Origin of the sequence: Herbidospora daliensis, assembly GCF_001570585.1 — a bacterium.
GTDB lineage: Bacteria > Actinomycetota > Actinomycetes > Streptosporangiales > Streptosporangiaceae > Herbidospora > Herbidospora daliensis.
In genome coordinates this window covers 376,668-401,966 of sequence record NZ_BBXF01000002.1, presented here as the reverse complement: position 1 = coordinate 401,966, position 25,299 = coordinate 376,668, and the positions used below count along the sequence as shown (strand labels likewise).

Here is a 25,299-nt window from a genome sequence, read left to right as displayed (position 1 = left end):
TCTTAACTTTCGTCGGCGCCCATTAACTTGGCGATCTTGCTGGTGCCCGGCCGGCGGCGCGGCAGCAGGGGTTGCCGCCGCTCCTCCTGTGCTCCGGACTGCTCCTTGCGGTCGTCGACCTGGGGAGCGGGCGGGGTGATGGTGAGCAGGCCCTCTCTGACCAGGGCGGCGATCTCCTTGATCACCACGAACAGGCCCTGGCCGAGGGCGAACGCGATGTCGCGGGGCGTGCGCCGCCCGTTGGCCTTGGTGAGGATCTCGTGGCGCAGGTGATCGGCGGCGATCGTCAGCGCGGGGATCGGCCGCACCGCCGTGGGCCGGATGAACGGGGTGATGCCCAGCTCACGCCACTCTTCGGTGATCGCCAGCCGGCGGGCCGTCTCCCTGGCCAGCCGCTCCCGCTCGATGCCGGGCACGACCGGTAAAGGCGGCGGCACGTCGTTGTCGTCCGTCGGCTCGGGCTGGCTGTCCTCCACGCCGAACAGGGCCATCGCGAAGACCGCGTCGAACACCGCCGACAGGCAGACGGCCTCCAGCCCCGCCTCCCCCACGCTGCCCCGGGCGACCAGTTCGGCGGCCAGCCGGTCGTCGGGGGCGCCCGCGGTGAAGGCCTCGTTCCAGGCCGTCTCGCTCACCCGTCCCGAACGGATCAGCAGGGATTCCGGTCCGGGGGACGCCGGTGTGGTCGCCGCGACGACCAGCCCGTCGCGTACGTGGACGATCCCGCCGGGGCTCCCCATGACGCGCAGCAGATGAGAGCCGTCGATGGGTTCGCCCAGCCGGAGCATGGAATCGACACCGACGGGGTGATCGAGGTCGTGCGATGACACTTTTGTGCCCTTCACTATCTGAGGCCGCAAGAGTTACCTTATGTCCCTGCACGCACAACAGCATTGGATAAGGCAGCATGAACATCGAAACCGCCCTAAAAGAGGCGATGGCCATCGACGGGGCGATCGGCGCCGCGCTGGTCGACTACGGCAGCGGCATGAGCCTCGGCACGATCGGCGGCGGCCGCGAGTTCGACCTCGAAGTCGCCGCAGCCGGTAACACCGAGGTCGTGCGGGCCAAGCTGCGCACCATGGCCTCGCTCGCCCTCGACGACGAGATCGAGGACATTCTCATCACGCTGAACAGGCAATATCACATCATCCGGCTGCTCAAGGCCCCCGGCGGACAGCTGTTCCTCTACCTGGTGCTCGACCGCGACCGCGCCAACCTCGCGCTCGCCCGCCACAACCTGCGCAACATCGAACGGCAGATGAGCCTGTAATTTCTCCTGTCACGCCACCGAATGGGTGATGGTGCCCGAATAGGAACCAGCGACCGCTGATGACGGAACTCTGACAATTACTGTCGGATTCCAGCTGACCGACGTATTTCCCACCGCCAATGTCACGGCGAAAGCCGTGTGGTTACCCGTGAGGGCGACCGCGTTCGCGGCCGTGAGCTGGCCGGGGGTGAACACGCCGACGCCAGAGGCGGCGGTCGCCGGGCCCGACCAGTAGGAGATGTTCGGTCTCGAGATCGTCGAGGTGTTGCCGTTGATCGTGGTGGTGAAGTTGGTCGTGCTCACCGTGGCCGTGTAGCTCAGCTGGATCAACAGGCCGCGATCGTCCACCACGGTGACCGCGCCGAGCTGGGACGAGAACTGGCCGCCGATCGTGCCGCTGCCGAGCGATCTGGACGTGGGGGCGGTGATGGCCAGACCGGCGAGAGCCAGCCGTTTCGCCGGATGAGCGCGGGGTTTGCGACGGGCCGGGCCACCTTGGGCGGACTTCTCCTGTGTGCCATCCAGGACGCCGCCCGAGGTTCCGCCCACGACGACGGTGTCGTCCACGGGCGGATCGGCCTGGTCGTCCGCGATGGCGGGGAAGGCTGTCACGACGGCGGCGACCACTGCCGCCAGGGTCGCCGTCACGCGTGGTCTCACGGTGTCCTCCGGGCCCGTCGCCAGATGAGGTAGCCACCACCCGCCACTGCGAGCGCCCCGGCTGTGGTGAGCAGGGCGGTCAGCGAGGGAAAGGCGGTGCTGCTCAGTTTCACGGCGGCCGTCGTGTTGACGGCGGCGGGGAACGTGACCGTCCCGCTCGCGGTTCTGGTGGTACGTCCGCTCGTCAGTTCCAGATCCGCCTTCCACGGCCCCGCCGGAAGCGAGGGATCGAGGAGGACCTCGACCTGTCCCACGTCCTTGGGCGCCATGGTCACGCCGGTCGTCACCTCGAACGGCCCGGCCGACGTGCCGCCCGGTCCCTCCGACAGCCGCAGCTCACCCGTCATGTCGACGGCCCGCATGCCGATGTTGCTGACCTGCGCCTCCAGGCGCGGCTTCCCGGCCTGGTCGCGGCCGGCCCAGATCTTGTCGACGCGGAAGTCGGTCGGCGGTTCGCCGCCGCTCCCCACGTCGAGGTAGACGCGGATGCCGACCCGGTTGTGGATCTGGACGTTGCGTTCCTTCGTCGCCGGCGCGCGGGCCTCGGCCCACATGACGGCGTACCGTTCGCCCTTCCAGGCCGTCTGCGGCACCCGGATGGTGGCCTTGAGCAAACGTTCGCCGCCGGGTGGCAGCGTGACCGCCGGGCGGTCGAACGCGATCCACGAGGACAACTCGTTGGCCGTCTGTTCCGGCAGGAAGTCGAACTTGCGCTTCTTGATCTCCGCTCCGGCCGCGTACAACCACAACGTCTGCGGCTTGGCGGAGGTGTTGTTCACGGCGAAACGCCGGTGGATCACGGTCCCCGGCTTCACGTGGTCGACGATGTAGGCCCGCGCGCGCGGATCGTCTGATCTGTCCTGTGGCGCCTCAACGAGCCGGATCCCGACCTGGCCCTCCTGCTCCGCGTCCGCCCGGCCGGTCAGGGCCAGGACGGGAAGCAGAACCAGGAGGGGCGAGATCAGGATCCGGTGAAGAGCGGCGCGGCTACGCCACCGAATGGGTCACCGTCCCGGTGTAGGTGCCGACGACGGCCGAGTTCGGGATGGTGACGCGCAGGGTCGGGTTCCAGGTGACCGTGTTGTTGCCGATCAGCGCGGTCGCGGTGAACGCGGTGACCGTGGCGGAGAGCGGCTGGGCCAGCAGGACGGTCAACTGGCCGGGCACGAAGGTGCCGACGCCGCTGGTCGAGGTGGCCGGGCCCGAGGCGTAGGCGGCGTTGGCCTTGGCGATCGTCTCGTTCGCGGTGCCGCCACCAGTGGTGAAGTCGGTCGAAGTGACGCTGGCGGTCCAGGTGCCGAGCAAAGTGCCACGCAGGTCGCTCACCGTGACCGGGCCGATCGTCCCTTGGAGGGTCGCGCCCGCAGCGGTGTTGCCGAGGTTGACGCTTGCCGGAGCGCTGATGGTGAGCGCGCCGCCCGTGATCGTGAAGGTGACGATGGTGTCGGCCGCGTGGGCCGGGGCGACCGAACCCACCAGTAGCGCCATGGCCATGCCGATCACATATTTGAGAAACCGCATTGGTCATCCTCACATCGCCCGGAAACACCGGGATGCGAACAAGTCAGCGCGAGCGTAGATCGCTGACGATTCGCAGCCCGGCGCTCCGCGCGCAGGTCAGAGGAGATCTTGACCATCTGCGGGGCCACTCCTGGTCGATCACCCTGTAGTGAGCTCGGGCAGCACTTTCGCGCCGAATGTCTCGATGAACCGGGTCTGCTCCTTGCCCACGTGGTGCAGGTAGACCTCGTCGAAACCGGCGTCGGCGTACCCCCGCAGCCACTCGGCGTGCTGTGCGGTGTCGGCGGAGACGAAGACTGATTTGCGCACTTCCTCCGGGGTGACGAACCGCGCCACGCTGTCGAACATCTCCGGGCTGTCGAAGTCCCAGCTGCCGGGCGGTCCGACCACGTTCGACCGCCACTGGTCGTGCGCGGTCGCCAGCGCCTCGTCTTCGGTCGGCGCCCAGCTCAGATGCACCTGTACGGCAGCGGGGCCCCGCCCGCCGGCCTCGCGGTAGGCGTCCAGGACCTGCTTGGAGTGGGGGCTGTTCACCGTGATGAGCCCGTCGGCCCACTCGGCCACCCACCTGGCCGTCTCCACGCTGACCGCCGCGCCGACCAGCTTCGGCGGCTCCGCCGGGAGCGACCACAACCGGGCCCGGTCGACGGTGACGAGCCCGTCGTGGCTGACCTCCTCGCCGTTCAGCAGGGCCCGCATGACGTCGACGCACTCGCGCAGCCGCTGCTGCCGGATCTCCTTGCGCGGCCACCGGTCGCCGGTGACGTGCTCGTTCGACGCCTCGCCCGAGCCGAGCGCGGCCCAGAAACGGCCCGGGAACATCGCCGCGAGCGTGCCGATCGCCTGCGCGACGATCGCCGGGTGGTAACGCTGGCCGGGCGCGTTCACCACGCCGAACCGCAAGGTCGTGGCCTGCAACGCCGCGCCCAGCCACGACCACGCGAACCCCGACTCGCCCTGCCGGGCGCTCCAGGGCGCGATGTGGTCGGAGCACATCGCCATCGCGAAGCCGGCCTCGTCGGCGAGACGGACGGCGTCCAGAAGATCACTGGGGGAAACCTGCTCATGGGAGGCGTGAAAGCCGTAGATCGCCATCTCTATCGACTACCCCGGCAAGTCATCCGCTATCGGGTGTAAAGCGGACGGCTCTAAGCTCGCCCCATGTCCTCAAGATCACTGTTAGCCGGCGCCGCGGTGACCGCGACCGCCCTGCTCACCGTCGCCGCCCCCGCCAACGCGGCGCCCGCTCCCGCCACCGTCGCCAAGAACGTCTTCAAGGGCTTCGTCAAGAAGGACCGGAAGGCGATGCTGAAGTGGGCCGCCCCCGACGTCGTCGACAAGCTGCTCGCGTACAAGTTCCGCGCCCCCGACAAGTTCGCCGGCTGCACCGCTTCTGGAACGTGCCGATTCGTGCACACGAGCGTGAAGGTGCCGGGCGACCTCAACGGCTTCCTCATGGTCGTCAAGAACTCCAGGGTGACCACCGTCTACACGTCGCAGCACGTCACCTCGCCCTCGACGGTCGCGAAGACCTTCTACCGCTACTGGCAGCTCGGCGCCAAGAACCGCGCCCGCGAGATCGCCACGGCCGGGGCCATCAAGACCCGCTTCGCCGTCAAGTACGACCCGACCGGCGTGCCCTACTACTGGCAGGGCTGCTCGAAGGAGCCCAAGGGCTACAGCTGCGCCTACTCCTACGAGGGCGGCGCGATGTTCCTGCACGTACGGGGCACGAAGGCGGCCGGCTACTACGTGAACTCGGTGAGTTACATCGCCGACTAAAAAGGTATTTATGTGCTGTCCTGGCTAACAGGGAAGTGCACAGAAGCGGCTCAGGTCGGCACGCTGGGTGTCCAGCAGCTCTCCCGAAAGGGGAGTCCCGTGGCCTCGCTCATGCCCGTCCTGTTCATCCTCGCCGTCGTCTTCGTGTTCTACGTCGCGGCGACCAACAACCCGCTCAGGAAGTGCCCTCGCTGTGGAGGCAAGGGCACTCTCCCGTCCAGCGTCCTCGAAGGCCGCTACCGGATCTGCCCCCGCTGCAACCGCAAGGGCGAGATCGGCAACTAGCGCACGTACACGTTCGGCCTGGCCGGGGTCGCCATTCCGTCGCCGATGAAGAAGCTCGGGTGGGGTGGCTGGTTGTAGGCGGTGTTCTGCCAGGCCAGCGCGACGCGGTACATCGGGTCGTGCATCAGTGTGTGGATCTTGACCGAGGTGGCGATCGGGGTCGAGTAGATGCGCAGCGCCCGGTTGTCGCTGGTCGGCCAGATCACCTCTTCCCGCCAGTCGCCGAGGATGTCGCCCGACAACGACGGGGTCGCCTTGGTGCCGTTGTTGGAGTGCACGTTCGAGCCGGTCAGCAGGCGGGTGTCGCCGCCGGTGCCGTACTTGTCGATGCGCACGTCGTCGAGCAGCTCGCGGACCGGGTCGGCGTCCCACCAGGCCAGGAAGTTGATGGACGAAGGTTCGCGGCCCAGCGAGGCGCCGGTCGGCGAGCGGAGCGTGGTGTCGCGCGCCGACCACGACTCGGCGCCCGCGCTGCCGGCCCAGATGTCGCCCGAGACGCCGCGGCCGTTGTCGCCGCCCGACGCGGTCTGCCAGAGGATCTGGCCGGTCCGCGCGTCGGCCATCCACGAGCCCGGCTTCGAGGAGTCCTCGCTGACCTTGAAGATCTCCAGGCCCTGCCGTGCCGGGTTCAGGTCGCCGACGTGCAGCGCGTCGCCGTGGCCGAGGCCGGTGTTGTAGAGGCCGCTGCCGTTGTCGTTGATGACGGCGGCGCCGAAAACGATCTCGTCCCGGCCGTCGGCGTCGACGTCGGCGATCGACAGCTGGTGGTTGCCCTGGCCCGCGTAGGAGGTGGCGTTGTTGGAGTCGAAGGTCCACCGGCGGGACAGCGTGCCGTTGCGGAAGTCCCAGGCCACCACGACCGCCCGGGTGTAGTAGCCCCGGGACATGATCAGCGAGGGGCGCTGGCCGTCGAGGTAGGCCGTACCGGCCAGGAACCGGTCGACCCGGTTGCCGTAGTTGTCGCCCCAGTTCGAGACGGTGCCCCGGGCCGGGACGTAGTCGACGGTCGACATCGCGGCGCCCGTCTGGCCGTTGAACATGGTCAGGTACTCGGGGCCCGACAGGATGTAGCCGCCGGAGTTCACGTAGTTCGCCGAGCCGTTGCCGATCACGGCGCCTCGGCCGTCGACGGTGCCGTCGGCGGTCTTCATGGCGACCTCGGCGCGGCCGTCGCCGTCGTAGTCGTACACCTGGAACTGGGTGTAGTGCGCCCCGGCGCGGATGTTGCGGCCCAGGTTGATCCGCCACAGGCGGGTGCCGTCGAGCTTGACCCCGTCGACGTAGACCGGTGACGTGACGCCCGACTGGGAGTTGTCCTTGGCGTCGTTCGGCTCCCACTTGAGGACCAGGTCGACGCGGCCGTCACCGTCGAGGTCGCCGACGCTGGCGTCGTTGGCGGTGTAGTTGGAGCTCGGCGGGCTGATCGGCACGTCCAGATAACCGCTGGAGAACCGCAACGACGTCTCGGAGCTGGGCCCCTCCCCGCCGCCGTTCACCGCCCTGATCGTGTACGTCGCGTCGGACGACGCCCCGCTGTCCAGGTAGTTCGTCGAGTTGGAGACGGTGGCCACGCGCGTGCCCGACCGGTAGACGTTGAACGAGGTGTCCCTGGCCTCGGTGCCGAGCAGCCGCCACGACACGAGGTTCGCGCTGCCGCTGCGGACCGAGATGACCCCGCGGTCGAGGTCTTCGACCTGCTTCGCGCCGCTGGGCGTGGGCGTCGGGGTGGGGCTCGGCGTCGGAGTCGGCGTGGGCGACGGCGTGGGGGTCGGCGACGGAGTGGGCGTCGGCGTCGGGCTCGGGGTCGGCGTCGGGCTGGGCTGGGAGCCGTTGCAGGTGACGCCGTTGAGCGCGAAGTTCGTCGGCGTGGGGTTGTTGGTGCCGCTCATCGAGGCGTTGAAGCCGAACGCGGTCGAGGCGCCCGTCGCGAGCTGCTTGTTGTAGCCGGCGTCGTCGGCCGTCACGTTCGCGCCGCTCTGTGTGAGGGCGGTGTTCCACGCCTGGGTGATCGTCTGCCCGGCCGTGAACGACCAGGTCAGCCGCCATCCGTCGATCGGGTCGCCCAGATTGTTGACGGTGACGGTGGTCGAGAAGCCGCCCGGCCACGAACTGCCGACGGAATAGTCGATCCGGCAGGCCACGGCCGCCGTGGCCGGACCTTGCAGGGCGACCGCGGCCACCAGCAGCCCTGCCGCGACGAGGGCGAAACGTTTCATAGCCGGTCCAATCTGGGGGAGCGTCAGGCCCAGAACGTAGAAATCCAGACTCAACCGGTCAACCATCGTCGACATCGCCGTAATGTCATCCGAGGTCGTGACTGAAACGTTCAGATCAGCCGATTCGGACTCATGGGTCTCATGTCTGTTTTTTATTGGTCGCCGGACCGTACGAGAAAGCCTGATCTGTCGGCACACGGCGCACCTGTCGGGCGGGGCCGACAATGGCTGACCCTTCGCCGGGATATCCGGATTTAGTCAGCGTACCGACGCCGAAAAAAGGGACACAAGCCCACATCGCGGCGCTCGAATTTTTTCTTCGGAAGTTTGTTTACAGGCGTGATCGCCGGGGGTAGTTCAGGGGTGTCACTAAATAAGGCGCCACCCCCCGGGGCGAAAATCAAATGAGCTCGCTATTTGTGGGGGTGTGTTGTGGGCAGGCTGATCGGCAGAACATGGGCGATTCTCGTCTCGCTCGCCTTCGCCGTCATCGGATTGTTCGTTCCCGCAGGTACGGCTCTTGCCCTGTCGGTGACGCCGGTGCCGGACGTGGTGGTCGACGCTGAGGAGACCATCACCGGGCGCATCAATCTACCGTGGTGGCCCGGCGATCTCGCGCCGGGCGGAGATGCCACGGTGACGCGAACGATAAAACAAACGAGAAATTATCTGCTCGTCGAATTCGTGCCGGTGATTCTGGTCAGAGATAATCGGCCGGTTCAGGTGCACAGCGCGTGGCGGCTGCCAACCTCCGCCCACGTCGCCGGCGCCCCCGGACACCGGGCCCGCGCACCGCCTCACACCTGAGCCTGAATCAGACCTACCGCGATAAGAGATCACGATTGGCGTGCCCCCATCAACGGGGGCACAGCGGTACCTTTTCTCCCCGTGAGGAATCGAACTCCGGCGCATCTCCATGCCGCCGGTGGCCCCGTTCCGCACTGCGTCCGGCGTCGAGACCTCTCGCCGCCCACGCGAGTGACCGGCCGGTGCCGAGGGGTGGGGCGAACGCGTGGCCATGGCTGAGCCGCGCTACAGCCCCCTGCTCGAAGATGGCTTCTAGTAACACCTCTTCCCGATTCCACCGACGCATACGGCGTCGCCCCGGCGCAGGCCCTGTTCAGGGGCCATCGCATGGCCAGGCGACGCAGCGGCCTGACCCCTATCGGGGTCCGCTGAGATCACCGCACCCTTTCCGACGCGGTCACCGGCTACGTGGCCTGACGGAGACGTGCGGATCAAGCTGGAGGTCGAGCCCGGATGGGTGTCGAACCGGCCTGGGCCGTAACCCGAACAGTTCGGCGACGACCGTTTTGCAGGCCGAGAAGAACGCTGTGGCCGGGCCGCGAACGTGGCCCTGGCAACACATACCGGCTCACCTTCCTCGGCCACCTGGATGGGGCCCGCCATCCGAACTCTCCGACTTGTATGCCGGCTCAGGCGTTTCCGCCTCGCCCGCTTGACCAGATGACCACCGTGAAGGAGTGGACACGGCTCTGAGACCATCGGGGTTACCAACGACCGATGTCAGGAGATCCCTGTGGCCGTCGACCGGCTCCTCCCCACCCCGGAGGCCCGTGACCTGCTCGACCTCACCCGTAATGTGGCCGACAAGGAACTGTCGCCGATTGTGGACCGGCACGAACGTGCCGAGACCTATCCCGAGGGCCTCTTCGCCACTCTCGGCGCGGCCGGCCTGCTGAGCCTCCCCTACCCGGAGGAGTTCGGCGGCGGCGGCCAGCCCTACGAGGTCTACCTCCAGGTGCTCGAGGAACTCGCCGCGCGCTGGGCGTCCGTCGCCGTGGCGGTGAGCGTTCACTCGTTGTCGTGCCACCCGCTGGCCACCTTCGGCACCCCCGAACAGATCGAACGCTGGCTGCCCGACATGCTCGCGGGCGACCTCGTCGGCGGCTACAGCCTGTCAGAACCCCAGGCCGGCTCCGACGCCGCCGCCCTGACCTGCCGCGCGACCCGCGTCGCCGACGGCTACGAGATCAACGGCGCGAAGGCGTGGATCACCCACGGCGGCCGCGCCGACTTCTACGCACTGTTCGCCCGCACGGGCGAGCAGTCGATCTCCTGTTTCCTCGCCCCGGGCCAGGTCGACGGCCTGACCTTCGGCAAGCCGGAAGAGAAGATGGGCCTGCACGCCGTCCCCACCACCAGCGCCCACTGGGACGGCGCGATCCTGCCCGCCGACCGCCTGATCGGCGCAGAGGGCCAGGGCCTCCAGATCGCCTTCAGCGCCCTCGACTCGGGCCGCCTCGGCATCGCCGCCTGCGCGACCGGCCTGGCTCAGGCCGCCCTCGACGCGGCGGTCGCCTACGCGAAGGAACGCACCACCTTCGGCAAGCGCATCATCGACCACCAGGGCCTCGGTTTCCTCCTCGCCGACATGGCCGCCGCCGTCGACTCGGCGCGGGCGACGTACGTCGACGCGGCCCGCCGCAAGGACGCTGGCCTGCCGTTCTCGCGGCAGGCGTCGGTGGCCAAGCTCGTCGCCACCGACGCGGCGATGAAGGTGACGACCGACGCGGTCCAGGTGTTCGGCGGCTACGGCTACACGCGCGAGTTCCCGGTCGAGAGGTACATGCGCGAGGCGAAGATCATGCAGATCTTCGAGGGCACCAACCAGATCCAGCGCCTGGTCATCGCCCGGGGCCTCGCTCGTTAATTGCGGTGGAGTTGGGATCGGACCTCGGCGACGGAGCGGTGGACCGCATTTCTCCAGTGGCGACAGGACGTCTTCGAGGGCACCCAGCAGATCCAACGCCTGGTCATCGCCCCGGGCCTGGCCCGCTAGTCGCGGTGGAGTTGGGATCGAACCTCGGCGACGAAGCAGGGGACCCGCATATCTCCAGTGACGACAGGACGTCTTCGAGGGTCATCGCAGGACGCGGCGGTTTACCGGTCGCCGCGGCCTGCTCCTTCAGCACGTTGAGGATCACGGACCGGGCGCACTCCACTTCATGGAGCAGGAACGTGTCGGGGTGCAGCGGCTCGATGTCCCAGGGTTCGCAGGCGGTGAGGGGAAAGTCGCGCAGGTTGAAGGTGACGATCGCGTGGGCGTGCCCGCGAACGGCGGCGGCGAGCACATGGCGGTCTTTGGGATCGTTCGTCATGGAACGTTCCAGGGATTCCCAGCCAGTCACCGTCGCTTCCGGGAACGCGCGCCGGGCGAGGGACACCATGCGGGTGACATTCGATTCGGGCAGCCCTTTGCGAATCAGGGCGCCGTGGACCTCCGCCAGGATGCGCTCGCTCCATAACGGCTGGTAGGTGCCGGCCTGCGCGAGCCGCAGAAGGGTGTCACGCAGGGCGTTCGGAAACAGAACGCATGCATCCAAGACGGCGGAGAATGGCACGCGGACAGCATATGTACGTTCCGGGAAAACGTCTCAGAAATCGTCTGACGGCTTGTCGTATGTGCCCGAATCTACGGATTCCTGAGTTAGTTCATCCAAGATGCGGCGTTGTTCACTGCGCCGCTTTTCCTGATAAATCAGGACATCTCGGAGTTTTACGCGGCGGTGTGCTCCCGGCCGGTCAGTCGCTCGCTGGTAGGGGATTTCCCGGCTTTCGAGAAGTTTGACGAATGTCGGCCGGGAAATGCCGAGCAGTTCGGCGGCCTGGTAGGTCGACAACGTCGTGTGCTGCGGCGCGACCGTCACGGCCAGGCCTTGGGAGAGCGCCTCGGCCACTTTCAGGAGAGCGTCATAGAGCGCAGGTGGCAGCGGCAGTTGAGGGGAGCCGTCTGGGCCGGTCAGGAGGGCCGGGCGGTCGGCGACCGAGCGTTGTCGCCTTCGCAGTTCCGCGGCCAGATCGACTATGGCGGCCTGGTTTCCAGGATCTTCCTCCGGGAGGAATGTCCTGGCGTCACCGGCGGCCAACGATGTGTCGCCCATCCGAGACCTCCCTCGCCGCATGTTGCCGTAGTCAGAACTCTACCCCGAAACGAAAATATCGAAAACGCAATTGGTGATTTCTGTTGGAACCCCGGATTGTGAATTCACTAGATCGTATTGTCAGCCGGGTAGCGGGGGCGACAGGTCCCATAGGCGGATCGACTCGTCGCGGCCGCCTGTGATGGCGACCGGTTTTCCGTCGACCGTGCCGAAAGCCGCGCAATACACCCGGTCGGTGTGCCCCTCCAGTGGCTCGCCGATTTCGGCCCCGGCCGCCAGGTCCCACACGCGGGCGGTCTTGTCCTCACTGGCGGTGACGGCGATGGTCTTGCCGTCTGACTCGCCCAGGGCCACGCCCCACACCCAGCTCGTGTGCCCCGTCAGCGGGGTGCCGAGGCTCGTTCGGGTCGTCAGGTCCCAGACGCGGGCGGTCTTGTCCTCGCCGCCCGTGACGGCGATGGGCTTGCCGTCGAGGGCGCCGATCGCGATCGATCTGGCCCAGCCGATGTGGCCGGTCATCGGGTCGCCGAGTTGCTGCCTCGTGGTCAGGTCCCAGACCCGGACCCAGCCCTCGTCGCCGGTGCTGACCACGATCGGGACGCCGTTCGCCTCGGCCAGGGCGACCGCCCAGACGGCTCCCGTGGTGCCGGTCATCGGGTCGCCGATCTGCTCGCCGCTGTGCAGGTCCCAGACGCGGACGGTGCCGTCGACGCCGCCGCTGACCGCGATGGGGTCGCCGTTCAGCGTCCCGAGGTCGACGCCTTTGACCCCTCCCTCGTGGCCGAGCATCGGGTTGCTCAGCTGGGTGCCCTTGCGCAGGTCCCAGATGCGCAGGGAGCCGTCGTCGGCGGCGGTGACGGCGATCTCGGTGCCGTCGAGCAGGCCGACGGCCACGTCTCTGACCCACTTCTCGTGGCCCGTCATGGCGTGGAGCTCCGTGCCGGTGGTGAGGTCGACGGCGCGGACGGTGTTGTCGTCGCCGCCGCTCACCGCCGTCGGTACGCCGCCGACGGTGATGTAGCCGATGTTGCGGACGTCGTCTTCCTGCACGTTCACCGGGTTTCCGACCGGCTGGCCGAAGGTGAGCGTGGTGCCCATGCGGGCGCCCTCTCCCGTCGTGCCGGTGTCGGGCTTCGGCCACAGTTGCCAGGTCAGCACGCCGCCGGCCACCACGACCGCCAGGGCGCCGGCCAGCCAGGCCGGTCTGCGGTTCTTCACCGGGGGCGCGAGCGGCATCGTCTCGACCGCGAAGTCGTCGCCCGTCAGCGCCTTGACCAGGTCGGGGGCGGTGGGGCGGAGCGCCGGGTCCTTGTTCAGGGCCTGTTCGATCAGCGGGCGCAGGTTCGGGGGCACGCCGTCGAGCCGGGGTTCGCGGGTCATGATGGCGTTGATCAGCTGGGGCACGGTCGTGCCGGGGAAGGCGCGTCTGCCGGTCGCGGCGAAGGCCATGGTGGCGGCCCACGCGAAGACGTCGGCGGCGGGGGTGATCTCGCCGTTCTCGATCTGTTCCGGGGCCATGTAGCCGGGGGTGCCGATCGAGCCCGACATCGTCGCGGTGTGGTCGAGGGCGCGGGAGATGCCGAAGTCGATGACGACCGGGCCCTCGGGGCCCATCAGCACGTTGCTGGGCTTGAAGTCGCGGTGCACGATCCCGGCCCGGTGGATGGCCGCCAGCGCGGTCGCGGTCGCCACGGCCAGGCGTTCGAGGCCGCCGCCCGTGCGGGGGCCCTCCTGCTGCACCACGTGGTGGAGGGAGGTGCCGGGCACGAACTCGCTGACGATGTAGGGCCGGTCGCCGAAGACGCCCATGTCGAGCACGCGGGCGGTGCAGAACGGGGCGACCCGGCGGGCCAGTTCGACCTCGCGCAGGAACCGCCGCCGGTGGTCGGCGTCTTTCGACAGTTCGTCGTGGAGGACCTTCAGGGCGACCGGGGCGCCGTCGGGGCCTTCGGCGCGGTAGACCGCGCCCTGGCCGCCGTGGCCGATGCGGTGGAGGATGCGATAGCTGTCGATCGACGCCGGTATGCCAGGCTCCGCGTTCACGACCTCATGATAGGAGCGGTCCACGCGCACACGCCTCCTCACACGGTGGGCCCGGATAGTCGGGGTTCGTCACACGACGACGTCCAATGAGGGGGACAACCATGAGCGAGTCCGTGAAGGATCTGATCGCCCAGGCGCGCGCGCAGATCGACAACCTGCCGGTCGAGCAGGTCGCGAAGGCGGTCGAGGCCGGCGGCGTCACGCTGGTCGACCTGCGGGAGCCGGGCGAGGTCGAGAAGGAGGGCACCATCCCGGGGGCCGTCCTCGCTCCCAGGGGGATGCTGGAGTTCTACGCCGACCCGGCCAGCCCCTACCACCGCGCCGAGTTCGACCCGGCCGGGACCGTGATCCTGTTCTGCGCCTCGGGCGGTCGGTCGGCGCTGGCCGCGCGCACGCTCCAGTCGCTCGGCTACCGCGACGTCGCCCACCTCGACGGCGGGCTGAAGGCGTGGAAGGACGCCGGGCGTCCCACCACTCACGAGAACTGAAAGTGGATCTGGGCCGACGCCCCCGACCGATGTGAGAGTGGGCTCATGGTGTCGATCCGGCTGCTCGGGCCGCCCGCCGTCGAAATAGGCGGCGGACCGGCGAAACCGCCGCGCGGCCGGAAGGCGTGGGCCCTGCTCGCCTATCTGCTGCTGGCCGAGCGGCCGCCCAGCCGCAAGCGCCTCGCCGAGCTGCTGTTCGGCGACGCCGACGACCCGCTGGGCGCGCTGCGCTGGACGCTGGCCGAACTGCGCCGCGCGCTGGGCCTGCGGGAAGCCCTCTCGGGCGACCCGGTCCGCACCGGCTTCGGGGAGGACGTCACGGTCGACGTGCACGTCCTGCTCGACCAGGACGCCGATCCGGCGCCGCTGCTCGAACTCGGGGGAGAACTGCTCGAGGGTGTGCACCTGGCGTCCTCCCTCGAGTTCGAGTCCTGGCTCCTGGTGGCCCGCCACCGGGTCGCCGGCATGGTCGAGGCCCGGCTCCGGCAGGCCGCCGCCCGGCTGCTCGCCGCCGGCCGGGCCAGAGAAGCGGTCGTGTACGCCGCCCGCGCGGTCGAGCACAACCCGCTCGACGAGGGCAACCACGAGCTGCTGGTGCGCAGCCTCACCATGGCCGGCGACCGGCCCGCCGCGCTGAAGCAGGTCGCCGTGTGCGAAGACCTGATGCGGCGCGAGCTGGGCGTGCAGACCTCTCCGGCGTTGCGGGAGGCGGTCAAAGTGGGCTCGGACTCGCCGATGTTGCCGCCGCTCAGCGGCCGGGCCGCCGCCGTCAGCCAGCTCGACGCGGGCCAGGCCGCGATCATGGCCGGGGCCGTCGCGGCGGGCGTCCAGTGCCTGCGGACGGCGGTCGCCGAAGCGGCCCGGACGGGTGACGCGGCGCTGAAGGCGCGGGCCTACTGCGCGCTCGGCGGCGCGCTCGTCCACGCCCTGCAGGGACGCGACGAGGAGGGCTCGCTGGCGCTGCACGAGGCGATCCTGCACGCCGAGGCCGCGGGCGACCGGTCGGTCGCGGTGACCGCCCACCGGGAGCTCGGCTTCGTCGAGGTCAAGGCGGGCCGGCGGACCGCCGCGACGATGTGGCTGACCAAGGCCGCCGCGATGGCGCGGACCGACGCCGAGACGGCGGCGATCTGCGGGGTGCTCGGCCAGAACACCTCCGACCAGGGCGACTACCGGGCCGCGATCGGGCACCTGGAGCGGTCGATCGAGCTGGCCGCCCGCGGCGGCCACCACAAGCAGCACGCGTGGTCGTTGTCGATCCTCGGCCGCGTCCACCTGATGCGCGACGAACGTTCCCAGGCCCACCAGGTGCTGCGGCGTTCGCTGGAGCTGACCGAGGAGCAGCGCTGGATGGCGTTCCTGCCGTGGCCGACCGCGCTGCGCGCCGAGATCGACCTGCGCATGGGCGACGTCGAGGCCGCCGCCGACGGCCTCGAACGGGCGTGGGTGCTGGCCTGCCAGGTCGAAGACCCGTGCTGGGAGGGCACCGCCGCGCGGGGGCTCGGCCTGCTCAGCCGCAACCTGGGCGAGTACGCGGCGGCGCTGCGCTGGTTCGGCCAGGCCACCGACAGCTGCAACCGGCTGCCCGACCGCTACCAGTGGGTGCACGCCAACGTGCTCGACGCGACGATCGCCTGCGCGCTCGACGCCGGCGACACCGAGCGGGCCCGCCCGCTCGTCACCACGCTCGGGTCGCTCGCGGCCCGCTGCGACATGCGCGAATGGGTGGTGCGCGCCCATCTGCACCGCGCCCGTCTCGGGGACCCGACGGCGCTCGCCTCCGCGCGGACACTCGGGGCGGGGATCGACAATCCCGCCCTCGCCGCGCTGCTTCGATAGGAAACAGGGGAAATGTACGATTCGACGGCCTGGACGCTGGTCGACGAGGGGTGGGGCCGCCGCGCGGTCGACTTCGCGACGCTCAGCGAACCGGGGAACTGCAGAGAATACGTCACCATGCACCAGCACCTGGGCGTCGGCGACGGCGACCGGATCCTCGACGTCGCCTGCGGCGCGGGGCTGGCGCTGGAGCTGGCCGCCGCCCGGGGCGCTCAGGGGGCGGGCATCGACGCCTCGGCCCGGCTGGTCGCGGTGGCCCGCGACCGCAACCCCGGCGCGGACGTCCGCGTCGGCGACATGCACGACCTGCCCTGGGACGACGCGTCGTTCGACGCCGTGACCAGCTTCCGCGGCGTCTGGGGCACCACGCCGGTCGCGCTGCGGGAGATCCACCGGGTGCTGAAGCCCGGCGGCCGGGTCGCGCTGACCGTGTGGGGGCACATCAAGAAGTCGCCGGGCGCGTGGGCGCTGGCGCCGTTCCGGCTGGCCACCGAGCCGAAGGTGGACAACCAGCGCAACATGGTCGCCCTCGGGCGTCCGGGAGCGGGCGAGCAGATGCTGGCGGAGTACGGGTTCACCGGGGTCCGGCGGGTGAGCGTGCCGTTCGCGTGGGAGTTCGCCGACCCGGCGACCTACGCGCGGGCGCTGGCGTCGACCGGGCCGGCGTACGAGGCGATCCAGAACATCGGCGAGGACGCGTTCACCGCCGCCGCGATCAAGGGGGCGGAAGAACGGCTGCGGTCGGGCCTGCCGCTGCGGGCGAGCATCGACGTCGTCGGCTACCTGGCCCGGAAGGAGGCGTGATGAGCAGCTTCCTGGCCGACATGGAGGCCGACCCGGCGGAGGCCGAGGTCGATCTCGAGGAGCTCGGGTACGTCATGAACGCCACCCGCTTCTGGGGCTACCGGCCCGAGGTGGCCGAGGGCATCTTCGGCATGGCCCGCCAGGTCACCCGCGAGATCCCGCTGCGGCTGCGGGGCGTCATGGTGACCGCGTGCGCGGTCGCCTACGGCAACTCCTACTGCGCGCTCTCGTGGGGCAACAAGCTCGCCTCCTGGGCCGACGCCGAGACGGCGGCCTCGGTGCTCACGGGCGACGACGCCGGCCTGACCGAGGCCGAGCGGGCCGTCGCCGCGTGGACCCGCAAGGTCACCCGCAAGCCTCACGCGACGACCGAGGACGACGTACAGGAACTGCGGGACGCCGGGTTCACCGACGCGCAGATCTTCGACATGACGACGTTCGTCGCGCTCCGCATCGCCTTCTCGACCGTGAACGACGCGCTGGGCCTGCGGCCGGACGCGCAGTTGCGGACCGCCACCCCCGAGGGCATCCTCGCGGCGGTCGACTTCGGCCGCCCGATCGCCGACTAGACCGCCCCGACCAGCCGGGCCTCGACGCCGCGCAACATCGACTCCGCCGTGGCCCGGGGGAGGTAGGCGGTGTCGGCGATGAGGCTCAGCAGGCCGGTGCCCGGGTCGGCGCCGACCGTGAAGAACACCTTGAACCGCACCCCCGGCCAGGCCTTCTCCGTGTACGTCCGGGTGTTCGCCACCGAAAGGTCGGTGTCGGGCGGGAGGGCCGGCCAGCCGGGGGCGGCCCTCCGGTCGTTGAAGAAGGCGTCGAGGTCGTGGCCGCCGGCCTGCTCGCGCATCACGGTCATCGCGGCCGGGTCGTAGTGGGCGTTGCGGTAGGCCTGCAGGGCGGCGCGGTGGGTGTTGCGGCAGAACTCGGCGAAGTCGGGCCCGGGAGGGTCGAGGACGATCAGGGCGTCCTGGCCGACCGTGCCGACCATCTCCCGGGTCCTGGCGTCGCGGCGGTTGTTGTGCACGAGCTGCATGACCACCCGCGACCGCGCGCTGACCTGGGCCAGCGCCTCGGAGCAGGCGGCCAGGATCACGCTGGTCGAGCTGACCGTGAGCCGGTTCGACAACCGGGTGGCGGCCACCGCCAGCGCCGGCGAGTCCATGGTGACCTCGATGAACCGCGGGTTCTCCGGCTCGCTCGGCGGATGGTCGAACACGTCGAGCGGGGTGTCGCGCAGCACGTCGCGCCAGTAGGCGATCGACCGCGCCGACCGGGCCTGCCAGCGGTCGGACGACTCCAGCCCGGCCTGGTCGCGGGGCTGCCACGCCACCGGCGGCAGCACGGCCCCGCGCAGCAGCGCCTTCCACTCCTCGGCCAGCAGCGCGAGGGCGGCGTAGTCGACCGCCAGGTGGGTGAAGACGCAGGCCAGCGCGAACGGGCGGCCGTCCTTCAGTACGACCGTGCAGCGCAGCGGCCATTCGGAGCCGTGGTCGAAGACGGCGTGCGCCATCTCGGTGGCCACCCGCTCGGCCACCCTGAGCCCGCGCTCGGCCCCCGCCTCGACGAGCTCGATCTCCAGCACGCCGCTGCGGCTGACCCGCTGCCCGGCGTCGGAGAAGGTGGTCCGCAGGGCCTCGTGCCGTTCGATCAGCACCCGCAGGGCGTCGAGCACGAAGGACAACTCGCGACGGCCGTAGACGGGGAAGACGAAGGGGCAGTTCAGGTAGTTCTGGCTGGCGCCCATGAGGTGCACGGCCCGCCACATGAGCCGCTGCCCCCACGTCATCGGCGCCTCCCCCGCTGTGGCGCCGACGAACTCGATCTTCATTTGAGCGCCGCGACGAGGGTGTCGACGTCCTCGAACGACGACAGGTCGCCGCTGAGGTCGATCTCCAGGCCGAAGACGTCCTCGATCGTGTCGATGAGGCTGATCCTGGCCAGCGAGGTCAATCCGAGGGCCGACAGCGTGTGCCGTCCGGACAGCACCTCATCGGGGCTGATCACGCCGTTGGAGGCGTCCGCGATCATGCCCGCCAGCCGGACCCTGAGCTCTTCGGTCATGCCATCTCCAGATCAAGCAGTTCCTCGACGGCCAGTGCGAGTCCGGCCACGGTCGGCCGTTCGAAGACCGTTCTTATCGGTACGTCCAACTCCAGCGCCTCCCGCAGTCGCGAGGTCACCCGCAGCGCCAGCAACGAGTGTCCGCCGAGTGCGAAGAAGTCGTCGAGGGCCCCCACCTCCGGCAGCCCGAGCAGGTCGGCCCACACGTCGGCGACCAGCGTCTCGGCGTCGGTGCGGGGCCGGACGAACTCGGCCGCGACCACGGGCGGCGGGTCGGGCAGGGCGGCCAGGTCGACCCGGCCGCCGAGGGTCAGCGGCAGCGTCTCGACGCCCACCCAGACGTCCGGGCCCGGCTGCGTCATTTCGGCCGGGCCGGTGACGTAGGCGACCAGGCGGCCGTCCCTGACGGTCACCACGGCGGGCCGGTCGAGCGCGGCCTCGATCCGGACGCCCCGCAGCCCGGCCGGGTCGTCGAACCGGCCGAGGAACTCCAGCTGCCCGTCGGGCCGCCGCCTGACCCGGTCGCCGGTACGGAAGAGGCGCTCGCCGTCCACGTGCGTGAACCCCGGCCGGTCGTGGACGTAACCCCGCGCCAGCCCGATCCCGCCCAGGTACAGCTCGCCGGGCGACCCCGGCGGCACCGGCTCGCCCCACGGCCCGAGCACCCGGGCGAGGGTCCCGGCGACCGGACGGCCGATCGGCGGCCGCGAGCCGTCGGGCACCAGGTCGGCCGCCGTGGCGACCACCGTGGCCTCGGCCGGGCCGTAGACGTTCACCAGCCGGGCCCGGCCGCCGAACCGGGTCACCGCGGCGGCGTTCACCTGTGCACCGCCGACGACCACCAGCCGGAGGCTCTCCGGCCAGGCGGCGGCGTCGTCGACGAGCCGGTGGAAGCGGGCCGTGGGCAGATGGAGCACGGTGACCGGCAGGTCAGGCGACAACACGACCGTCGCCCCGGCCGACAGCGCGGGGAAGATCTCGGCGACGTGGGCCTCGGAGCCGAGCGAGGCCGACTGCCCGACGCGGTCGGCCGGGGTCAGCCCGTAGTGCTCCCGCATCCACCGGATCCGCGCGCCCACCGCGCCGTGCTCGGTGAGCACGCACTTGGGCGCCCCGGACGACCCGGAGGTGAAGATCACGTAGGCCGGGTCGCCGGGCGCGAGCTCCGGCCAGGGGACCGGATCGCCGACGGCGTCGGGCGTGATGACCCGGGTGACCTCGGGGAGCCGTCCGGGCCGGTCGGTGATCACCACGTCGGCGTGCCCGGCCAGGTGGGCGAGCCACTCGCCCGGGTGGCCGGGGTCCATCGGCAGGTACGCCGCCCCCGCCCGCCACACGGCCAGCAGCGCCACGACCGCCTCGACCGACCGGTCGAGACAGACCCCGACGACGCCGCCGCGCGGCAGCGCCCCGGCCAGTTCAGCGCTGCGCCGGTCGAGCTCGGCGTAGCTGATCTCCTCGTCGCCGCAGACCAGCGCGGTCGCCGGGCCGGGCGTGAACGAGAAAGGCTCGGCCTGCCCCGGTTCGGCGGTGATCGGGTCTTCGGCCGCCAGCGGCAACTTCGAGATCGGCGTCGAAGGGTCGGCCGCGATGCCGTCCAAGAACAGGCCGAAGCGCCGGGCGAGTTCGCCGACCGTCTCGGCCCGGAACCGGGTCGTGTCGTAGCCGAAGACGGCGAGCAGGCCGTCGTCCTGCCGCCACGCCTCCAGTGCGAGGCCGGTCCCGGCCGGCCGGCAGCCGACGTCGAACGGCTCCACCCGCAGGTCGCCGACCCGCTCCGCCGGGTCGTGCGGCCGGTCGTGCAGCAGCACCGTCGTCTGGAGCAGGTCGCCGCCGACCTCCTCCAGCGGCACCGCGCCGTGGGCCCGCGCCGCCAGCGCGGTCTCGGCGGTCGCCGCCAGGTGGCCGGTGAACGTCGGATCGCCGGTCAGGTCGGCGCGCAGGAGCAGCAGGTCGGTGAGGCAGCCGATGATCGGCTCGAACTCGGCGTGGTCGCGGGCGGGCCGGGGCGTACCGACGACGATGTCCTGCTGTCCCGAGTGCCGGGCCAGGAACACCTGGTAGGCGGCGGCCAGCACGGTGGACAGCGGCGCGTCGAGCCGTTCGAGCCCGGCGACGACGTTCTCCGGTACGTAAAACCGGTGCCGGGCCCCGACCGGCGGCCCGTCCCCGGGCAGGTCGGCGGGCAGTTCCGTCGGGGCCGCCCCGCCGAGGTGCGCCCGCCAGTAGTCGACCGACGGGCCGGGCCGCCACGCCGCCGCGTCGGCGAAGCGAAGAGCCAGGTCAGGTGGCTCTTCGTCGCCGTAGAGGGCGAACAGGTCGGCGCGCAGCACCCCGAGCGACCACTCGTCGGCGACGATCTGGTGGACCACGAAGCAGAGCACGTGGTCGTCGGGGCCGAGTTCGGCCAGCACCACCCGGAAGGGCGGTTCGGTCAGGTCGAACGGGGCGTCGACGCGCTCGGCGACCGTCTCGACGTCACGCGACGACTCGATCGGCACCGGCCCGGGCGGGCGCACCCGCGCCTCCGGGCCCTCGTGGAAGGACGTCCGCAGGCTCTCGTGCCGGGCCGCCACCCCGTCGACCGCCGCCTGGAGCCGGTCGCGGTCGAGGGGCCCGCGTAATCGGAGCGCGAGGTGCAGGTGGTACGACGGATCGGCCGGATCGAACCGGTGCAGGAACCACAACCGCTGCTGCGCGGGCGTCAGCGGCGGCACGACCCCGGTCCGTTCGAGGGTGCCGTCCTCGCGGTGACGGGCCAGGTCGCCGGTCCGGTAGAGCCGGTCGCCCGGCGCGCCGAACGGGTCGGGCACGAACCGCTCGGTGGTCAGCGCGGGCCGCCACCGATAGCCGTCGGCCAGGCCCGCGCCGCCGACGCACAATTCGCCCGGCACGCCGATCGGCACCAGCCGCGACCGCTCGTCGAGCAGCCGGACGACGGTGTTGGCGATGGGCCGCCCGATGGAGTCGTCCTCGGAGAAGGTGCTCCAGATCGTCGTCTCGGCCGAGCCGTAGACGTTGACCACCCGGCCGAAACGCCGCCTGAGTTCGCGCGCGGGCAGCGCCTCACCGCCGCTCAGCGCCGTCGCGCCGGTGAGGCCGCTCGGCAGCAGCAGCCGCCACACCGATGGCGTGGCCTGGACGAACGTGACGTCCTGCGCCTTGGCGAGCGCGACGAGAGCCTCCGGCCGGCGAAGGGCCCCCGCCCCCGCGATGACCACCCGGCCGCCGGTGATCAGCGGCAGGAAGAGCTCCAGCGCGGCGGCGTCGGCCGCCGGGGAGGTGAGGGCGAGCCATCGGTCGGCGGGGCCCGGCCCCAGCAGGTCCCGCATCGACGACAACAGGTTCGCCAGGTTCCCGTGGGTGACCTCGACGCCCGCCGGCTGCCCGGTCGAGGCGTAGCTCACGTAGGCGAGGTCGTCGGGGGCGATCAGCCGCAGGTAGCCCTCGTGGTCGTCGGCACGCGCGTCGGTCAGCACCAGCTTCGGCTGCGCGTCGTCCACGATCGCGTCGAGGCGCTCGGCCGGGTGGCAGGGATCCAGCGGCAGGTACGCCGCCCCCGTCCGCACCACGGCCAGCAGCGCGATCAGCAGGTCGTCGGAGCGCGGGATCCGGACCGCCACCAGGTCGCCGGGGCCGACGCCGAGCCGGCGCAGCCGTCCGGCCAGCCGCCCGGCGGCCATGTCGAGTTCGGCGTAGGTGAGCGTGCGGTCGTCGTACCAGACCGCGACCGCGTGGGGGGTGGTGCGCACCTGGGCCGCGAACAGCTCGGGCAGGGTGACCGGCGGGTGGGCGACCCGGGTGTCGTTCCAGGTGACGAGCAGTTTCTCCCGGTCTGCGGCGGGGATGACGTCGAGCTCCCCGACGGTGACCTCCGGCTCGGCGGCGGCGTGCGCGAGGAGCGTGCCGAGCGCGTCGCGGAACCGGACCACCGTCTCCCGGTCGAGCGCCTCGGGGTCGAACCGCGACCAGCTGCCGAGCCCGTCGACGACCTGGAGGTGCAGCGGGCCGCGTACGCCTTCGGCCGACACCGTGTGGTCGACCGTGACGCCGAGGCCGCGGAACTCGGGCGGCGCGCCCGCCCGGCGGTAGCTCAGCGAGACGGGGATCGACGGCGGCCGGGCCGGCCGGGCCGTGCGGTCGAGGCCGCGGACCTGGGCCCGCACCTCCCGCGTGAAGTCGTGGAAGGACAGCGGGTCGTGCGGCCGGGTGACGACCGGCACCTCGTTGACGTAGGGGCCGATGTGGTCGCGGGTGTGCGGTCCCCGGGTGGTGACGTCGACCAGGACGGCGGGGGTCTCGACGCCGTACCGGAACAGCAGGGCGTGCACGCCGGCCAGCAGCGCCTCGAACGTCGTCACCCCGGCCGCCGCCGCGACGGCGGCGGCCGACGCGAGCACGGCGTCGTCGCCCTCGACCCGTTCCCCCGGGCCCAACCGGGCCGACCGGCGCTGACCGGGCAGCGTGTATCCGGCCGCCTCGACGTCGAGCGGCGTCGCGGCCGGCGGCTCGAACTCCACCGGCTCCCATGACGTCCGGGGGTCGTCGTAATGGCGGGCCAGGTCGCGGACGAGCACGTCCTTGGAGAGTTCGTCGAACACCAGCCGGTGGGCCACGAAGAGCAGCAGGTGCCGGCCCTCGCCCGCGGGGGCGAGCGTGAAGCGGGCGAGCGGCCCGTGGTCGAGGTCGAAGGGGCGCGCGATCTCGGCGGCGACGATGTCCGGCGTCGCCCCGGCGGCGACCGACACCGCCGGAGCGGGCCCGTCGACGAGCTCGCCCGACTCGGTCACCAGCGCCGACAGCACCCGGTGCCGGGCCGCCACGGCGGTGCAGGCCGCGAACAGGGCGGGCACGTCGAGGTCGCCGTCGAACCAGATCGCGACCGGTAAGTGGCCGGGGGCCCGCTTCATGATGTCCGTCCGGTGGGCGTGCGGGCCGGCCCGATCAGGTCGAGCAGGCGGGGTTTCACCACCTTGCCGAGGTGGTTCTTGGGCAACTCGGCCACGAACACGAGCCTGCCGGGCAGTTCGTGCGGCGCGAGCCGGTCGAGCAGGAAGGCGCGCAGTTCGGCGGGGGTCACCGGGGCGCGGGTCACCACGGCCGCGCCGGTCACCTGGCCGAGCACCGGGTGCGGCAACCCGGCGACGGCCGCCTCGGCGACCGCCGGGTGCTCGTGCAGCGCCGCCTCGACCTGGAGCGTCGACACCTTGTGCGCGCCCGACTCGACGACGTCGCTCTCCCGGTCGACCAGGTAGAGGTAGCCGTCGTCGTCGAGGTAGCCGAGGTCGCCCATGCGCACCCAGCCGTCGCGGAACACCCGGTCGGTGGCCTCCGGGTCGCCGTAGTAGACGCGGGTCCCGGCGGGCGAGCGCAACCAGACCTCGCCGGTCTCCCCGGGCTTCACCGGATCGCCGTCGGGCGACTGGATCCGCAGCTCGGCGCCCTGCGCGGGGCGGCCGGCCGAGCCGGGCCGGTTCGGGTCGAAGATCATCACCGTCTGCGCGGGCGCGGCCTCGGTCGACGTGTAGTAGTTGACGATCGTCGCCTTCGGGAACGCCCTGGCCATCCCGGCCGCCACGCTCGGCGGCAGGCTCGCGGCCGTCGAGCCGAGCAGCCTGACCGAGCCGAAGTCGTGCCGTTCGTGCACGCCCGCGTTGAGCAGCTGGATGGCGTGCGCCGGGACCACGAACACGGTGCCCACCTGGTGGAGCTCGATGAGCCGGGCGAAGCGCCCCGGCGTGAACATCGGGGTCGTCAGCGCCGCCGGGCGGGCGTCGAGCGCGTTGACCAGCATGGTCTGCCCGGCGTTGGTGCCGATCGGGAAGGCGTGCAGGAAGTGCCGCGAATGGGCGAGCTTGCGATGGCGCGGATCGACGCCGAAGGCCAGGTTGGCGTGGGTCGCGCCGACGCCCTTGGCCCGGCCGGTCGTGCCGGCGGTGTAGATGATCTGGGCCAGCTTCTCGGGCCCGAGGCACCGTCGCATGGGGGCGGTGTCGTTGGCGGCCAGCTCGGCCGCGGTGTCCTTCGAGATCGTCTGTACGACCCCACAGTCGGCCATCGCGTGTTCGAGTTCGGCCGGGGCCGACCGCTCCGAGAGCGGCACCGCCACGCCGCCCGCGCGCAGCACCCCGCACCAGGCGACGGCGTAGTCGATCCAGTCGCGCTCCCCGAAGACGAGCGCCACGCGGTCGCCGGGCGAGAGGCCGCGCTCCACGAGGGACCGGGCGGTCGCGTCGGCCCGGCGGTCCCAGTCGCCGAACGTGATCTCGCCGACGTCGGCGACGACGATCGCCGTCTTCTCGGCCTGCTCGGCGGCCCGGCGGGCGAGCAGGTCGGGAAGCGTGAGGTGTCGGTCAACCCGCACGGCTACCACCGTTTCGAAACATTTCGAGCCACCATGAACCCGGTCAGGGGGCACG

At 71.0% G+C, this 25,299-nt stretch carries 22 protein-coding genes; 9 read left to right on the top strand and 13 right to left on the bottom strand.

The features are described 5' to 3' along the window. Nucleotides 1-2 precede the first annotated feature (2 nt). Entirely contained in the window at nt 3-788 is a 786-nt protein-coding gene (locus AW274_RS08095) for a hypothetical protein (protein ID WP_062430462.1), read from the bottom strand. 119 nt (nt 789-907) lie between these two features. Here AW274_RS08095 and AW274_RS08090 point away from each other — a divergent pair, with 119 nt between their 5' ends. Further along, on the top strand, nt 908-1,273 hold the full coding sequence (locus tag AW274_RS08090) for a hypothetical protein (RefSeq protein ID WP_062430461.1): 366 nt from the start codon (nt 908-910) through the stop codon (nt 1,271-1,273). 9 nt (nt 1,274-1,282) lie between these two features. Here the strand turns inward: AW274_RS08090 and AW274_RS08085 are convergent, their stop codons facing one another. The 4 genes from AW274_RS08085 to AW274_RS08070 all read right to left on the bottom strand — a co-directional run bounded on the left by AW274_RS08085 (nt 1,283) and on the right by AW274_RS08070 (nt 4,549). Continuing rightward, nucleotides 1,283-1,921, bottom strand: coding sequence for a hypothetical protein (locus AW274_RS08085; RefSeq protein WP_062430460.1), 639 nt, complete (start codon nt 1,919-1,921; stop codon nt 1,283-1,285). 8 nt (nt 1,922-1,929) lie between these two features. Beyond that, a complete protein-coding gene (locus AW274_RS08080) occupies nt 1,930-2,748 on the bottom strand; it encodes a hypothetical protein (protein WP_062430459.1) in 819 nt (272 codons plus the stop codon). A 172-nt stretch (nt 2,749-2,920) separates the two neighbouring features. Continuing rightward, nucleotides 2,921-3,454: a hypothetical protein gene (locus AW274_RS08075; RefSeq protein ID WP_062430458.1), complete on the bottom strand. Its 534-nt coding sequence runs from the start codon at nt 3,452-3,454 to the stop codon at nt 2,921-2,923. 138 nt (nt 3,455-3,592) lie between these two features. After that, nucleotides 3,593-4,549 (bottom strand): TIGR03885 family FMN-dependent LLM class oxidoreductase, encoded by a 957-nt coding sequence (locus AW274_RS08070; protein WP_062430457.1) that lies wholly within the window; start codon nt 4,547-4,549, stop codon nt 3,593-3,595. Between the two features lie 66 nt (nt 4,550-4,615). Here AW274_RS08070 and AW274_RS08065 point away from each other — a divergent pair, with 66 nt between their 5' ends. Both AW274_RS08065 and AW274_RS08060 read left to right on the top strand, forming a co-directional pair. Next, complete coding sequence (locus AW274_RS08065; RefSeq protein ID WP_157519898.1) at nt 4,616-5,236, top strand: hypothetical protein; 621 nt, start codon at nt 4,616-4,618, stop codon at nt 5,234-5,236. 99 nt (nt 5,237-5,335) lie between these two features. Then, entirely contained in the window at nt 5,336-5,521 is a 186-nt protein-coding gene (locus AW274_RS08060) for a hypothetical protein (RefSeq protein WP_062430455.1), read from the top strand. Here AW274_RS08060 and AW274_RS08055 read toward each other — a convergent pair. Then, complete coding sequence (locus AW274_RS08055; protein ID WP_157519896.1) at nt 5,518-7,737, bottom strand: rhamnogalacturonan lyase family protein; 2,220 nt, start codon at nt 7,735-7,737, stop codon at nt 5,518-5,520. The genes AW274_RS08060 and AW274_RS08055 overlap by 4 nt on opposite strands. 432 nt (nt 7,738-8,169) lie before the next feature. Here AW274_RS08055 and AW274_RS40080 point away from each other — a divergent pair, with 432 nt between their 5' ends. After that, the gene (locus tag AW274_RS40080; protein ID WP_157519894.1) at nt 8,170-8,544 is read left to right on the top strand and encodes a hypothetical protein; all 375 of its coding nucleotides are present in this window, start codon (nt 8,170-8,172) and stop codon (nt 8,542-8,544) included. 733 nt (nt 8,545-9,277) lie between these two features. Further along, nucleotides 9,278-10,411 (top strand): acyl-CoA dehydrogenase family protein, encoded by a 1,134-nt coding sequence (locus tag AW274_RS08050; RefSeq protein ID WP_062430454.1) that lies wholly within the window; start codon nt 9,278-9,280, stop codon nt 10,409-10,411. 103 nt (nt 10,412-10,514) lie between these two features. On the opposite strand, the gene AW274_RS08045 is transcribed toward AW274_RS08050, so the two are convergent. The 3 genes from AW274_RS08045 to AW274_RS08040 form a co-directional block, all read right to left on the bottom strand. Beyond that, nucleotides 10,515-11,102 (bottom strand): PIN domain-containing protein, encoded by a 588-nt coding sequence (locus AW274_RS08045; protein ID WP_063813175.1) that lies wholly within the window; start codon nt 11,100-11,102, stop codon nt 10,515-10,517. Nucleotides 11,103-11,135: 33 nt separating this feature from the next. Continuing rightward, a complete protein-coding gene (locus AW274_RS39010) occupies nt 11,136-11,642 on the bottom strand; it encodes an excisionase family DNA-binding protein (RefSeq protein ID WP_083973934.1) in 507 nt (168 codons plus the stop codon). 120 nt (nt 11,643-11,762) lie between these two features. Then, the gene (locus tag AW274_RS08040; RefSeq protein WP_157519890.1) at nt 11,763-13,685 is read right to left on the bottom strand and encodes a WD40 repeat domain-containing serine/threonine protein kinase; all 1,923 of its coding nucleotides are present in this window, start codon (nt 13,683-13,685) and stop codon (nt 11,763-11,765) included. A gap of 101 nt (nt 13,686-13,786) precedes the next feature. Between AW274_RS08040 and AW274_RS08035 the strand changes: the two genes are divergently transcribed. From AW274_RS08035 to AW274_RS08020, 4 genes are read left to right on the top strand one after another with little or no spacing between them, the layout of a single operon-like run. Then, complete coding sequence (locus AW274_RS08035; RefSeq protein ID WP_062430452.1) at nt 13,787-14,173, top strand: rhodanese-like domain-containing protein; 387 nt, start codon at nt 13,787-13,789, stop codon at nt 14,171-14,173. 45 nt (nt 14,174-14,218) lie between these two features. Beyond that, on the top strand, nt 14,219-16,012 hold the full coding sequence (locus AW274_RS08030) for an AfsR/SARP family transcriptional regulator (protein ID WP_062430451.1): 1,794 nt from the start codon (nt 14,219-14,221) through the stop codon (nt 16,010-16,012). Between the two features lie 12 nt (nt 16,013-16,024). After that, complete coding sequence (locus AW274_RS08025; RefSeq protein WP_062430450.1) at nt 16,025-16,816, top strand: class I SAM-dependent methyltransferase; 792 nt, start codon at nt 16,025-16,027, stop codon at nt 16,814-16,816. Further along, the gene (locus AW274_RS08020) at nt 16,816-17,385 is read left to right on the top strand and encodes a carboxymuconolactone decarboxylase family protein (protein ID WP_062430449.1); all 570 of its coding nucleotides are present in this window, start codon (nt 16,816-16,818) and stop codon (nt 17,383-17,385) included. The genes AW274_RS08025 and AW274_RS08020 overlap by 1 nt, the downstream gene beginning before the upstream one ends. Here the strand turns inward: AW274_RS08020 and AW274_RS08015 are convergent. Genes AW274_RS08015 through AW274_RS08000 form a run of 4 tightly spaced genes read right to left on the bottom strand, consistent with a single transcriptional unit; the run spans nt 17,382 to nt 25,244 of the window. Beyond that, nucleotides 17,382-18,647 carry a condensation domain-containing protein gene (locus AW274_RS08015; protein WP_062430448.1) on the bottom strand — a complete coding sequence of 422 codons (1,266 nt, stop codon included), beginning with the start codon at nt 18,645-18,647 and terminating at the stop codon, nt 17,382-17,384. The two genes, AW274_RS08020 and AW274_RS08015, sit on opposite strands and share 4 nt — an antisense overlap. After that, entirely contained in the window at nt 18,644-18,880 is a 237-nt protein-coding gene (locus AW274_RS08010; RefSeq protein ID WP_062430447.1) for an acyl carrier protein, read from the bottom strand. The genes AW274_RS08015 and AW274_RS08010 overlap by 4 nt, the downstream gene beginning before the upstream one ends. Further along, nucleotides 18,877-23,790, bottom strand: a complete 4,914-nt coding sequence (locus tag AW274_RS08005) for an AMP-binding protein (RefSeq protein WP_062430446.1) — start codon at nt 23,788-23,790, stop codon at nt 18,877-18,879. Before AW274_RS08005 ends, AW274_RS08010 begins: the two co-directional genes overlap by 4 nt. Beyond that, on the bottom strand, nt 23,787-25,244 hold the full coding sequence (locus tag AW274_RS08000; protein WP_062430445.1) for a class I adenylate-forming enzyme family protein: 1,458 nt from the start codon (nt 25,242-25,244) through the stop codon (nt 23,787-23,789). The genes AW274_RS08005 and AW274_RS08000 overlap by 4 nt, the downstream gene beginning before the upstream one ends. Nucleotides 25,245-25,299: the final 55 nt, after the last annotated feature.

What these genes read in the sequence shown, in the direction of transcription:
- AW274_RS08010 (WP_062430447.1), bottom strand. Translation starts at nt 18,880, where the DNA reads ATGACCGAAGAGCTCAGGGTCCGGCTGGCGGGCATGATCGCGGACGCC.
- AW274_RS08090 (WP_062430461.1), top strand. Translation starts at nt 908, where the DNA reads ATGAACATCGAAACCGCCCTAAAAGAGGCGATGGCCATCGACGGGGCG.
- AW274_RS08020 (WP_062430449.1), top strand. Translation starts at nt 16,816, where the DNA reads ATGAGCAGCTTCCTGGCCGACATGGAGGCCGACCCGGCGGAGGCCGAG.
- AW274_RS08070 (WP_062430457.1), bottom strand. Translation starts at nt 4,549, where the DNA reads ATGGCGATCTACGGCTTTCACGCCTCCCATGAGCAGGTTTCCCCCAGT.
- AW274_RS08075 (WP_062430458.1), bottom strand. Translation starts at nt 3,454, where the DNA reads ATGCGGTTTCTCAAATATGTGATCGGCATGGCCATGGCGCTACTGGTG.
- AW274_RS08035 (WP_062430452.1), top strand. Translation starts at nt 13,787, where the DNA reads ATGAGCGAGTCCGTGAAGGATCTGATCGCCCAGGCGCGCGCGCAGATC.
- AW274_RS08005 (WP_062430446.1), bottom strand. Translation starts at nt 23,790, where the DNA reads ATGAAGCGGGCCCCCGGCCACTTACCGGTCGCGATCTGGTTCGACGGC.
- AW274_RS08055 (WP_157519896.1), bottom strand. Translation starts at nt 7,737, where the DNA reads ATGAAACGTTTCGCCCTCGTCGCGGCAGGGCTGCTGGTGGCCGCGGTC.
- AW274_RS08015 (WP_062430448.1), bottom strand. Translation starts at nt 18,647, where the DNA reads ATGAAGATCGAGTTCGTCGGCGCCACAGCGGGGGAGGCGCCGATGACG.
- AW274_RS08025 (WP_062430450.1), top strand. Translation starts at nt 16,025, where the DNA reads ATGTACGATTCGACGGCCTGGACGCTGGTCGACGAGGGGTGGGGCCGC.
- AW274_RS08095 (WP_062430462.1), bottom strand. Translation starts at nt 788, where the DNA reads ATGCTCCGGCTGGGCGAACCCATCGACGGCTCTCATCTGCTGCGCGTC.
- AW274_RS39010 (WP_083973934.1), bottom strand. Translation starts at nt 11,642, where the DNA reads ATGGGCGACACATCGTTGGCCGCCGGTGACGCCAGGACATTCCTCCCG.
- AW274_RS08065 (WP_157519898.1), top strand. Translation starts at nt 4,616, where the DNA reads ATGTCCTCAAGATCACTGTTAGCCGGCGCCGCGGTGACCGCGACCGCC.
- AW274_RS08030 (WP_062430451.1), top strand. Translation starts at nt 14,219, where the DNA reads ATGGTGTCGATCCGGCTGCTCGGGCCGCCCGCCGTCGAAATAGGCGGC.